Annotated in this window: 10 protein-coding genes; 1 reads left to right on the forward strand and 9 read right to left on the reverse strand. The window is 46.6% G+C overall.

What is annotated here, in order from left to right; translation table 11 throughout:
• Nucleotides 1-45 precede the first annotated feature (45 nt).
• Entirely contained in the window at nt 46-444 is a 399-nt protein-coding gene (locus BZK42_RS12005; RefSeq protein WP_080859212.1) for a pyridoxamine 5'-phosphate oxidase family protein, read from the reverse strand.
• Between the two features lie 51 nt (nt 445-495).
• Complete coding sequence (locus tag BZK42_RS12010; RefSeq protein WP_080859213.1) at nt 496-714, reverse strand: HP1242/YdcH family protein; 219 nt, start codon at nt 712-714, stop codon at nt 496-498.
• 220 nt (nt 715-934) lie between these two features.
• Here BZK42_RS12010 and BZK42_RS12015 point away from each other — a divergent pair, with 220 nt between their 5' ends.
• Nucleotides 935-1,255 carry a hypothetical protein gene (locus BZK42_RS12015; protein ID WP_080859239.1) on the forward strand — a complete coding sequence of 107 codons (321 nt, stop codon included), beginning with the start codon at nt 935-937 and terminating at the stop codon, nt 1,253-1,255.
• Between the two features lie 346 nt (nt 1,256-1,601).
• Here BZK42_RS12015 and BZK42_RS12020 read toward each other — a convergent pair whose 3' ends face one another.
• From BZK42_RS12020 to BZK42_RS12050, 7 genes are all read right to left on the reverse strand, one after another.
• Complete coding sequence (locus BZK42_RS12020) at nt 1,602-2,459, reverse strand: isochorismatase (RefSeq protein WP_080859214.1); 858 nt, start codon at nt 2,457-2,459, stop codon at nt 1,602-1,604.
• A 253-nt stretch (nt 2,460-2,712) separates the two neighbouring features.
• Nucleotides 2,713-4,344: an ATP-binding cassette domain-containing protein gene (locus tag BZK42_RS12025; protein WP_080859215.1), complete on the reverse strand. Its 1,632-nt coding sequence runs from the start codon at nt 4,342-4,344 to the stop codon at nt 2,713-2,715.
• Nucleotides 4,334-6,010, reverse strand: coding sequence for an ATP-binding cassette domain-containing protein (locus BZK42_RS12030; protein WP_158083356.1), 1,677 nt, complete (start codon nt 6,008-6,010; stop codon nt 4,334-4,336). Before BZK42_RS12030 ends, BZK42_RS12025 begins: the two co-directional genes overlap by 11 nt.
• A gap of 53 nt (nt 6,011-6,063) precedes the next feature.
• Entirely contained in the window at nt 6,064-6,891 is an 828-nt protein-coding gene (locus tag BZK42_RS12035; RefSeq protein ID WP_080859217.1) for an ABC transporter ATP-binding protein, read from the reverse strand.
• The gene (locus BZK42_RS12040) at nt 6,891-7,973 is read right to left on the reverse strand and encodes a FecCD family ABC transporter permease (RefSeq protein WP_080859218.1); all 1,083 of its coding nucleotides are present in this window, start codon (nt 7,971-7,973) and stop codon (nt 6,891-6,893) included. The genes BZK42_RS12035 and BZK42_RS12040 overlap by 1 nt, the downstream gene beginning before the upstream one ends.
• A 54-nt stretch (nt 7,974-8,027) precedes the next feature.
• Entirely contained in the window at nt 8,028-9,134 is a 1,107-nt protein-coding gene (locus BZK42_RS12045; RefSeq protein WP_080859219.1) for an ABC transporter substrate-binding protein, read from the reverse strand.
• Nucleotides 9,135-9,149: 15 nt separating this feature from the next.
• Nucleotides 9,150-11,288 (reverse strand): TonB-dependent siderophore receptor, encoded by a 2,139-nt coding sequence (locus BZK42_RS12050; protein WP_158083357.1) that lies wholly within the window; start codon nt 11,286-11,288, stop codon nt 9,150-9,152.
• Between the last annotated feature and the right edge of the window lie 205 nt (nt 11,289-11,493).

Raw genomic sequence — 11,493 nt, forward strand, 5'->3', positions numbered from 1 at the left:
TGTGGCTCCGGTAACGGGGCCGCATGTCGTTATGGCTCCGTCACTTTACGGGTGAAGCTTTTTCCCGGCATCTGCCCCCGAACGCAGACTGTATATCTCATCAATCTGCAGCACAACCGCACACAACGGCTGCTGCATACCATTATTCTTCGCGAAATCCAGCGCATTCAGATAGGGTTCTCCATCTTCATAAATAACCGGTGTACAAATAAAGCGATATCCGTCCCGGTTCTCACGGTCAATCACCGCAACCGCCATTTTTGAGCCTGCCCGGATATTTTTCAGCGTCCGTCCTCCCGTGTTCTCGTTGTAAATCAGTGCCGTGTCACTGTACACACGCAGTGACCGCTTTGGCCCGATATCCGGCATACCATCTTCCCCGGTGGTGGCCTGAACGGGTAACTGTACCGCCAGCATAGCTTTCATTTTTTCATCAAGCTTCATAGTTTCCTCTTCCTGTTTTCAGCCTGCTATATGCCACTATTTCTTCCGGTCTTATTCCCCCGGGGAATAAGACCGGAGAATACGATGCATCTCATCCTTCAGATGTAATTTTTCCCGCTTCATTTTCATCAGCCGGATACTGTCAGGGGCCGGGCGGGCCTCTTCTCTGGATACTTCGTGATCCAGCTCATTATGTCGCTGAAACAGCACCGAAAAATGGGCGTCCTCATTCTTCAGCCGCGAAATCAGTTCTCTGTACTCCGGAAACATGTCAATCCTCCTGTCATCTGTCGCTCATGTTGTTTCAATACTGCGACATGCAGCCCCGGCCTGTGAAGGCCTTATTTTTGATTTTTCCTGATATTAATTAAGCATGGAAAAGCACGGGTCCATTTGCCACTATGCCAGTTTTAGTTTTATCTGGAAAAACAGGACAGTGGAAAAAAGTTATTTTCAGATTGATCCAAAGATCAAGAATCTGGTTGCCTGCATGAACACCTGCGGCATGAAGACTTACGCCTCCTGTCAGGGACATGGTTTCCCTGTTCGTAAACTTCTCCCCTACGTGGCATTCATGGCGCCTCTGCCTCTGGCACAGCGTCTGGCCAGACTGGTCAGGGAAGATGCCGAATCTTTATCACCCCGACTTTGCTGGGGCTGGGAAGTCACTGCCTGCTTTAACAGCCAGTTCCGGCTGTGCTGGCGTCTCGCCCCGGAGAGTCCCCGCCTTTACAGATACCGTTACTGGCGTAAAACACTGGATAAAGACTTTCAACAACTTTGTCTGTTAATCAAATACTCTGCCAAGTAAACTGAAAGGATCCAAGATATTGACCATAAATTTTATTTTCATGCCGAAAAGTCTCTGTCATATCATATTATCGGGATCATTAACCGCCACAGTCCGGTGCAAAATGGCACCATTACTGGTCCCGGACCAGAATTATAAGATGACGCCACCTGGCACCTCACTCCCGACGAATTTAACTGGCTTATCGCCGGGGTCGACTGGCAGCAGGTTGGATGTCTAAGTTACCAGCACTGGCTTAAAGTCTAAATACGGCGATCAGTTTACGCTTACCACCCAATAGAACAATAATGAAAATAATAAAAACGATTCATATAAAAGTTTGTATTAATACTACAATGGAAATTAATTAAATTTTGGTGCGGGAAAGCAGTTTCCACCAAGCTTCAATCGTTGGTTTTTTCACTAGCATGATAAAATCGATATCATCATGAATACACCTCCATCTCGCAGCAAGGTTCACCATTTGAATTGAATCCAGACCATAATCTATTAGATTTTCATCATCCAGAGGTTCATCAGGTGCGTCCAATAATTGCATAATTAGTGTCCGAAGGGCCTCTTTGGTGTCAGGGAATAACGCAGATAATAACTCTCTTGTCATCACCACACGTCCGGAGCGACCTGCTACATATTTCAATGCCATCAGATGTTCTTCTCGACTGAAATCTGCGAGAGCATCTGCTACCATAAATGGTTTAATATCACGCATAAAAGCATCAGTCGCAGTAGTCATGCAACCAATATGGGCATAAACACCAGTTATGACCAGTTGATTTCGTCCAGTGTCCTTTAGCATCTTTTCTAGCGGAGAACGGTGAAATGCACTATAACGCCATTTCACCAAAACTGTATCACTAACATCAGGTACTAGTTTATCCACTATTTTTTGCTGTCCGGGATAACTCGTCAGACCAGGTCCCCACATATCATTAAGTAAGGCGCGATCTTCTTCAGGCTGCTCTTCAGGTTGTGCTGTGTAATAAACCGGAATACCATGTTCATAACAGTACCGACGCAGGGAAGCAATATTAGCGATAACCTGTTCTATCATTGGACAATTCTCACCCCAAAAACGAACAAAATAATCCTGCATGTCATGTATCAAAAGAGCTGCTCTTTCAGGTTGAAAAAACCAATCCACTTTATTGACAGGGACATCCTGGACATTCGGCAGCATATAAGGCTGTAGTTTAGGTATTGCCATTTAATTATCTCCTGCAGATATTAATTAATAAAAAATTGAATATTTACTTTCAAAAACGCTAAATCTAAATTTACATCTCAACGTAACCAAATTAATTCTTAATCAACACATAAGCCCCCTGAGAAGTACAAAACGTAAGGAGTATTTTACCCGTGATAGGTTCCTAGACACCCGTTCGGGCACCCGACTCAATAGTCGATCGTTGATTTATTCACGCACCCAGTTTTCCCACCCCACTATATCAGTTTAGAGGTTACAAACTTGTATCTTTATCTTTACAGAATCGATAAAACCAGCCCCCGCGCTGACGCAGTTCCACAGGCGACCCCGTTTCGGTTAGCTTGCCGTCCTCAAGTACCCAAACGCTGTCTGCCACACAAGCCATAGCAGGGTCATGAGTGATTATTATTCGAGTGCCTGGATAGTTTCTTATCAACTCGATCACTCGATTAGCATTGTGGCGATCCAGGCTGGCGGTAGGTTCATCCAGCAACAACAGGGAAGGAGTGTGGAGTAGAAGACGAGCTAAACACAGACGCTGTTTTTGACCACCTGAAAAACGGTCACCTCCCGTACCAACCTCTTCCTCAAGAATATCTGGGGATAAACCCAGTGCAGTCAACAATGACCCAAGCTGCTCATGATCGATATCCTCTCTCCCCTGAGTCAGATTCCAGCTTACACTTCCACGTAGCAGACGATTAGCCTGAAACAGGACTCCTTGCGTCTTTGCCAGTTGCTGTATCGACAGACTGCGAATATCACATCCTCCGTATTCTATTCTCCCGACAAGGGGATCCTGCATTCGGGATATTAGTTGTATCAGGCTGCTCTTTCCGGCACCTGAAGGACCTACAATTACCAGCATTTGTCCTGCGGCGCAAAAGGCATCTAATCCTTCCAGCCCCCTGTCACTATTCTGTGCATACAGAGTAACGCCATGAATTCTGATACTATTATCTTGCGGAGTTGGTCCATCCAATGCGACAAAGGGAATTTCTTCAGCAGAGAGTACCTGCTCTACCTGTCTGAAAGCGTGCCTTAGCTGCCGCAAAGCCTGATCAAGATGAGAAAGTTGCAGTAAAGGTTCAAACAGACGAAGCAGTAATATAATAAGAGCCATCCAATGGGGAATATCCAATTGCTGGGTCATAACGGCATTCGCACCAAAGAGTATCGTTAAAAACAGCAACAGCTGTAGCGCAATGACGAAAGCCAGATGCCAGGGCAGGCTCCGACGCAACAGGAGCTGATGAGAACGATGATGTTCATCAAGTTGTTGCATTAACGCACTTGATGCACCGGACTGGTTGTCGCTGCTACGCAGTAGCGCCTGATGACGGGCGAAGTGTGCCATGGTTATATAGATATCCGAGGCTGCGGCCGCCAGCCGCAGTTCCTGCTTGTGCAGGTGTTTAGCTGAAATGCGCAGCAGCAAAGCAATCAATATAACAACACACAATAACAGTAGTGCCAGTCCGGGATACCAGATACCCACCCCGGCAATGATAGTCAGCGGAGTTATGCAGGCACTGACCAAAGGTGCCAACAAATGGGCAGGGGCTGACATCACCTGACCGATCGGTCCGGACAGAAGTCCGTCAGCCTGCTTATGCGGTGATACTGCTCGTGGCAGATGGACAATTAGCGCTTTTACCAACATATTAACTACAGCACCACCAGCAGAAAAACCGCGAGTTACAGCCATATACTGTACGAGGAGTGCTATCATAGTGGCAATTATCAGCATTAATAGCTCGTGTTCTGGAGTCTGCAATCGGGATACCAGAAAGGCCAGAAGCAGAGCACAGATACCCTCCATGACAGCAGAAAGTATCATCAAAACAAGCGCAGGCGTCAGCAGACGCAAAAGGTTACGCTTCATGGTCGTTCTCCCTGGTCTCCGCAAGAGCTGTTGTCAATGCAGGATGATCAGCTAACGATGTCGGCGTACCGATAGCCAAAATACGTCCTTCGTCAAGAAGAATGATCCTGTCAGCTCGCTGACACAATTGCGCATCATGCGTAACGACCAGCCGGGTAGCCGGACACTGCGCCAACATTGTGATGATACGTTCACGATTCGCGGGATCTTGCCCAGAGGTCGGTTCATCAGCCAGCAAAACGGGACGCCGTGCCAGCAGGGATCTTGCGATGGCAAGGCGCTGCTCTTCCCCCCCAGAAAGCCGGGGGGCGGCATCCAACTGCCCATCAAGCCGTTCTGACAGCCCCAATGCCGCCAGCATTTGCCACAACTCTTCATCGCTGGTGTTATTAGCAAACAGTGTCAGGTTATCACGAATCGATACGGACAGCATTTTACAGTCCTGTGGCACGCTACCAACCAGTGTATTGAATGCTGAAAGTGAAAACTGCTCACTGGGGATACCATTAAACAGTATCTGTCCACTATCGTATTCCATATAGCGGGCAATAAGATTCAGCAACGTACTTTTACCACTCCCGGAAGACCCGACTATAACCCACCATTCTCCCGCTTTTATGCTTACATCAATGCCCTGCAAAATCCGGCGTTCATCCTGACAGAAACCAAGATTTATCAGCTGTACATCAATTGCCTCGGGTAAAGGGGAAGGTAGATAGTGTGCTCCCCATCTTATTTCGGGGTAAGCCAGCAAGGTTCTGATTCGTCCAGCAGCCATTTTTGCAGCACGTAACGCATCACCGCCATGTCCCATAGCCATAACAGGTTGCGTCAGGTGGCGTAACAGAAAAATGAAGAGTATCAATTCGCTCAACCGAAGCTCCGGTACCAATATGCGGACACCCAGTAACAGCCAGCCTGTCATAAACGCTGAACTGAGTAACAACTGAGTTCCGGCCCCCATGCTGCCTATACGCCCGAGCCAACAATGAAAAGCCGTCATAAAATCCTTCAGCCTCTTTCGGGTTCTGGCTTCAATGCCTCGCTCCGGGAACTGACGAGCCAGGAAGGGATAAGCCACCAGTTGTTGATAATCATCGTTCAACTTTCTTAATGACTGATCCCGATGTTCAAACAGATAGCGGAATCGAGGTGAGCTGATAAAATGGAACAGTAGTGCCGTAAATAACAGCGGAATGAGCAGGAATAACAGCAAGGAAAACTTAACAGTTGCAAGAATAATCAGTGCACAGGTGGGTAATACCAAAACTTGAACCAGATCGGCAGGTGCGTGCGCGACGAGTTGATGCAATGCCTGAATATCCTGCGACAGTGCACGGGTAACCCCACTTTCTCCCTGCCGTACAAACCAGTTAAGTGGAAGTTGGGTGAGTTTAACCGACAGCCGTTGACGAAGATGATGGCTCAGGTGGGCATCAAGTAAATGGGTAAGGTGCAGCGCCAACGTTTGTGAGACTAACCACAGCCCCAAAGCTCCCGCAACAGCTGTGAGCCAGAATAGCCATGTTGAAGGTACCGCGTCGACCATACAGGCAATGGCGAGCCAAGGAACCAGTGAACTAATACCGCTGAATACCTGCAGCCCCAGCGCGGAATAGAGCATGATGCGAAATGGGTTCGTTAGTACCCGTAAATCATCCAACATATCTCCCTCCACTTCTGAATTATCGACTATAACGAAAATGAGGTACGACCTCATCAATAACGACTTTTGGAAACTGAACTTTTTCTTTCGATAGAGTCATGGTGACGTTTGGTCAGACCATCAATCAGGATTTGTGGTATCCCTCTTGAACAGAGCTCTATTCTGGTATTAACACCATAGACCTGAGCAAGATTCTGCGGCGTAATAACCTCCTCGGGTCCCCCATCAGCAACAAGATCACCTTGATGAAGCATTAATATATGATCACCATGTCTCAGTGAGACATTAATGTCATGGATAACGATAACGGTAACGATATCTCGCTTCAGGGTTTCGGCTTTGATTAAATCCATTACATGGAACTGGTAATTAAGATCCAGTGCGCTGAGTGGTTCATCCAGTAATAATAAAGAGGGGTGACGAATAAGCGATTGAGCTAATCCAACCATCTGTTTCTGCCCACCAGAAAGTTCATCAAGCAAGGTCAAAGCCAGATGGGCAATACCCAATTGTTCCAGCAAAGCCATTACTTCCGATTTGTTGACGGTACTGTCATGCTGACCCGCAGAGCGTTGGGCTACCAGTATTGATTCCAGTACACTAAGATGCACTCCTGCAGGTAAGGATTGCGGAAGATAAACAATTCGCCCTGCTCGTTGAGCGAAGGAGAGTGAAAGCAGGTCATCATTACCGTGCCAGATCTTACCGGTCGCCACATTTAATCCGGCCATCGCTCTAAGCAAAGTGGATTTGCCACTACCGTTAGGCCCCAGTAAAACAGTGAGCTTTCCTGCAGGAAGTGCAGAAACTGATAAATCGCGAATTATCGGCCGCTTACCGTAACCAGTTGAAAGATTGTCAATACGAACATCCTTACCCATTAAAGATATCTCCGGTTACGAAAAATAATACTTAAAAAGAAAGGGATTCCGACTAAAGATGTGACAATTCCCACTGGAATGATGACACCTGGGATAATATTTTTTGATACCACAGAAGCTATCGATAACATTAGCGCTCCCAGTAACGCACTGGCGGATAAATAGAACCGATGATCCTCACCGAACAGCATGCGGGCTATATGTGGTGCGACTAAACCGATAAATCCTACTGGGCCAATAAAAGCTACAACAAGAGAAGAAATAATACTGATACGTAATAAAGTCATCAATCTCAGACTACGAACATCAATTCCAAAACTAATAGCTCTATCTTCACCTAATCTCAGAGCCGTCAATTTCCATGAATCCTTGATGGATAAGGGTAATAAAATAATCACTGCGATCAGCAGAATTCCTAGTTTATCCCATGAAGCTCTCCCAAGATTCCCCATCGTCCAGAATATAAGTCCCTGAAGAGTATCCTGTGTAGCGATGAACTGCATTACAGATACCAGCGCGTTAAATGTAAAGACAAGAGAGATGCCAAACAGAACGACCCCCGATGTTGAGACTTTCATCCATCGGGAAACTGTATCCAATAATAGCGTGGCGAGAAGGGCAAAAATAAAGGCATTGAGTGAGATTATCCATTGTGAAGAAACGCCCGGAAGGGTAATGCCAGAGACTATTGCAAGGGAGGCACCAAATGCAGCGGCAGATGAGACTCCTAGAGTAAACGGACTGGCTAATGGATTATTCAGTATGGTTTGCATTTCAGCACCGGCAACACCCAGGGATAATCCAACCACCACAGCCATCAGCGCATATGGTAAGCGAATATCCCAGACGATAACGCGGGATGCGACATCCACGCTCTGGGGAGAAATAAGTGTATTCCATAGAGATGATAACGTCAGACCGGAAGGTCCGAGAGTAAAGTCCAGTAACAGCGTACAACTGATTGCAGCGAACAAAATTCCGAGATACAACAGACGTAAACGCAAAATGGCTCGATATCGGTTCATCATATGGATACGGTTTTTCTCATAACACTCTGTTTGTAATTCACAGCTCTCTTTCATCACTCAGTTTCCTGTCGGACCAGCGCATAAATCGAATGAGTAGTTGTATTCAGGTCAAGGTTTCACGGGAAGTGTTGTCCAGAATGTTCCTTCGAGTGGAACGGATAACCACCGGCTAGTTACGATGTGTAATGTTTCTTCGGGATCCAGGTCTTCGAACAGGTTGGGATGCAACATTTTTGCCATAGCCTCAACACCGATAAGATAGAGTGGACTATCGAAAAAGAAGAGCCAAACACCACCGACATGTCCCTTTTTTACGGCAGGCAGATTAGCTAGTTCCGGAGTTGACAATATGTGCTGTAGGCTGTCAGAGGCCTGTGAAGATGAGATACCAGTACCAATCTGTAGACCATCACGACTCACCGTTGAACCACCGCCAGCGAGATAAAAATCAGGATTACTCGCGATTATAAATTCCGGATTGAGTTTACCTGCTGGCGCGGTAATTTTATCAGCACCGATGTTGTAGCCCCCCGCAGCCGCAATAAAATCGTTCAAGCTGCCTGAACCGGAGGTCACACAACAGTCCCCTCTTCCGGGATTGATATGAAAAAATACTCTGGGAAGAGTATCCACTCCAGCCAGCCTCTGCTTTAGGATATCTGCACGTTGTTGCCAGAAAGCAATGATCTGTTCTGCCTGATTATCCCTGCCGAGTACCTTTCCGAGTAACCTCAGGCTTGGCACAGTATTGCTTAACGGCTTGCGGAAAAAATCAACAAATATGTAGGGTATATGTGCGGCATCCAGTGCTTCAAGACCTTGTGGCATAGGACCATACAGCGTAAAAATGACTAGGTCGGGCTTGGCGGCAATCGCCGCCTCCATAGAGAAGGTTCCTGTATTCATGGTTCCCAGTACTGGAATTTTACGCGCGGAGGGCCAGGTGGAAATAATTGCCTCCCATGTGGCAGGTGAGTAGCGCTGCAGATCATCCCCCCAACCAACAATATTGCTGATAGGATCTTTTTCCAGCATAGCCAGCGTAATAATGTGCCGACTCTCACTAAGAATAATCCGTTTGGCCGGTTCGGGGAGTGTGACTTTACGCTGTAACATATCAGTAACAGTAATTGTCGCTCCAATACTGGGGACGGCACATAACAGACCGAATAAAGTCAGTAGTGTAAGGGAAAAACACATTTTGAATTTTTTCATTATTGTTTCCTTAAATTACCAGTGCCATGAAAGAGTTGCAGCCAGTGAACGATCAAAACCATTACTACATGAGCTGCGTCTGGTGCTGGATGAACAACTGACCCAGTAATGCTTATTGAATAGGTTATTGGCATTGAGCCCGATATTCAGGCCCGTCATGTGATTACTTAACTCGCCGAGATCGTAATGTAACGCCGCATCGACCAACGCGTAGTCCGGAACTTTTACATCGTTAGCCGTATCCGCCCACGTTGAGCCAACATAGCGTATGCCTGCGCCCACGCTTAAAGAGGCAAATGGTCCACTTGGAATGGTGTAATTTGTCCATAGCGAAGCCATGTGTTCCGGCATGTTCGTCGGAGTTTTTCCTTTTGCTCCAGGTATGGTCGTTTTGGTTGTCTCCAGGTCATTCCAGGTGTAGCTGGCTACCAGGTTCCAGTCTCTTGTGAGATTGGCAGTGGCTGATGTTTCAATACCTTTGGACGTGATCTGGCCTGTCTGGATGGTGTTTAGCCTTTGATTGGGATCCTGAGTGTCCACGTTATCCTGCTTTAGATCGAACCATGCCAGCGTGAACATTGCATTCATTTCCTGAGGCTGATACTTAACCCCAACCTCCCATTGTTTCCCTGTTGTGGGCTTATAGGCCTGGCCATAGAAATCCGTACCGAGCTTTGGAGCAAATGAGGTGGTATAGCTGACGTATGGGGCAACACCAATGTCGGTTACCCAGCTCATTCCGGCACGTCCGGTAAAATGGTGATCATCTTGTGAGGTGTTGTTATCCTTAAGGCGATTTTTGGTCGTGACCTTTGCCCAGTCTTGTCGCGCAGAGAGATCAAGATTTAGACGTTCAAAAAACGACAGAGAGTTGGAAAGATAGACACCTGTTTCACTGGCATTTTGTAAGGTATTACTTACCGGTTTCGTTGCTGAGAAATGATTTTCGAACTTCGGATGATAGATATCAATGCTGCCAGCGGGGCTTGTATTGAGATAGTAGTCTTCGCTGGTATGACGAAAAGAGACACCAGCTACGCTTGAACCGTGAACAGAGCCTACGTCCCATTGTGTTTCGATATTATTATCCGTGGCAAAAATCTTGCCTTTAATCTCAAATTGATAGGCATCCAGGGTAAGCGTGCGCAGATCTTGCGCCAATCCCCTTCCATCTCGTGATTGCGTAAACAGGCGCGCATCAGTATAACGACTGGCGGAATGAACACTCCAGCTATCGTTAATTATGTGGTCCAGTTCATAACCCAGATTCATCTGTTTCATATGGTTATTAAGGCCGGGGCCAGCCAGATTACTGTTGCGATTAATCTGACCATTAGGATTGTTATTCAGGGTTCCCTGTATTGGCAATTGGGATTTAGGCGTTCCAAACTCATTACGGTTTACAGAGGCCAGTACTGTAAGAGCCGTACTGGTGTCAGGACGCCAGGTAAACGAGGGGGCCAGATAAAGGGTATTGTCTGGTACATGTTTAAACTGAGTATTGCTGTCACGGGCTACACCTACGACCCGATACAGTAAGCTTTTATCATCGTTGACAGGTCCTGATGTATCAAACTGCCATTGTTTTCTGCCATAGCTTCCCCCCTGGAAGCCCACCTCGTGCCTGGTATCAAGAGTAGGGTGTTTACTGACGGCATTGATGATGCCTCCAGGGGAACCTGCCCCATACAAAAAGCCGTTCGGTCCACGAAGGACATCAATTTTCTCCAGACCATATGGTTCGTAACGAACGTAGGATTGCTGAGTGACAGAACGCAGGCCGTCCTGCAAAATTCCGTTAAGCGTGGCATTAAATCCGCGAATGCTGAAGTAGTCAAAGCGGGAAGCTATTGCCGCATTTGAGGCAAAAACCCCAGGAGTATACTGTAATGCCTGGGTGATACTCTGTACGTTGCGATCATCCAGTTCATTGCGAGTAATTACCGAAACAGATTGTGGGGTTTCCAGAATAGAATCATTTGTTCGGCTGGCAGTATTACTGGAGTGAGCAACATAACTCTTTTTCGATGCTGTATTATCGCTGGCAATAACTGTAAGTGTTTCTTCTGCCATCACACTATTTGCATGAATAATAAATGCAAGACAGGTAAATGGTGCTCTCCAGCGGAGACCATTCTCGTTTTTATTTCTCATTACAGTTTTTCTCATAGCAAAGCCTATATATTTGTCAATTTGAAAAGAGATATAAGTAAGATGCTGAATGAATAATCAGCAATATTTTCGTAACCAGGGAATAAGTTTTTCTTACCCGAACAGATAGCAATAACGGAATACTTATCAGTATCGGGCTTAAAAATCTCAGCAAACAGGTCATATATTCAGACACTGTTGGCACAGG

The sequence above is a fragment of the Citrobacter braakii genome (genome assembly GCF_002075345.1).
Taxonomy (GTDB): Bacteria; Pseudomonadota; Gammaproteobacteria; order Enterobacterales; family Enterobacteriaceae; genus Citrobacter; species Citrobacter braakii.

What these genes read in the sequence shown, in the direction of transcription:
- BZK42_RS12005 (WP_080859212.1), bottom strand. Translation starts at nt 444, where the DNA reads ATGAAGCTTGATGAAAAAATGAAAGCTATGCTGGCGGTACAGTTACCC.
- BZK42_RS12010 (WP_080859213.1), bottom strand. Translation starts at nt 714, where the DNA reads ATGTTTCCGGAGTACAGAGAACTGATTTCGCGGCTGAAGAATGAGGAC.
- BZK42_RS12015 (WP_080859239.1), top strand. Translation starts at nt 935, where the DNA reads ATGAACACCTGCGGCATGAAGACTTACGCCTCCTGTCAGGGACATGGT.
- BZK42_RS12020 (WP_080859214.1), bottom strand. Translation starts at nt 2,459, where the DNA reads ATGGCAATACCTAAACTACAGCCTTATATGCTGCCGAATGTCCAGGAT.
- BZK42_RS12025 (WP_080859215.1), bottom strand. Translation starts at nt 4,344, where the DNA reads ATGAAGCGTAACCTTTTGCGTCTGCTGACGCCTGCGCTTGTTTTGATG.
- BZK42_RS12030 (WP_158083356.1), bottom strand. Translation starts at nt 6,010, where the DNA reads ATGTTGGATGATTTACGGGTACTAACGAACCCATTTCGCATCATGCTC.
- BZK42_RS12035 (WP_080859217.1), bottom strand. Translation starts at nt 6,891, where the DNA reads ATGGGTAAGGATGTTCGTATTGACAATCTTTCAACTGGTTACGGTAAG.
- BZK42_RS12040 (WP_080859218.1), bottom strand. Translation starts at nt 7,973, where the DNA reads ATGAAAGAGAGCTGTGAATTACAAACAGAGTGTTATGAGAAAAACCGT.
- BZK42_RS12045 (WP_080859219.1), bottom strand. Translation starts at nt 9,134, where the DNA reads ATGAAAAAATTCAAAATGTGTTTTTCCCTTACACTACTGACTTTATTC.
- BZK42_RS12050 (WP_158083357.1), bottom strand. Translation starts at nt 11,288, where the DNA reads ATGAGAAATAAAAACGAGAATGGTCTCCGCTGGAGAGCACCATTTACC.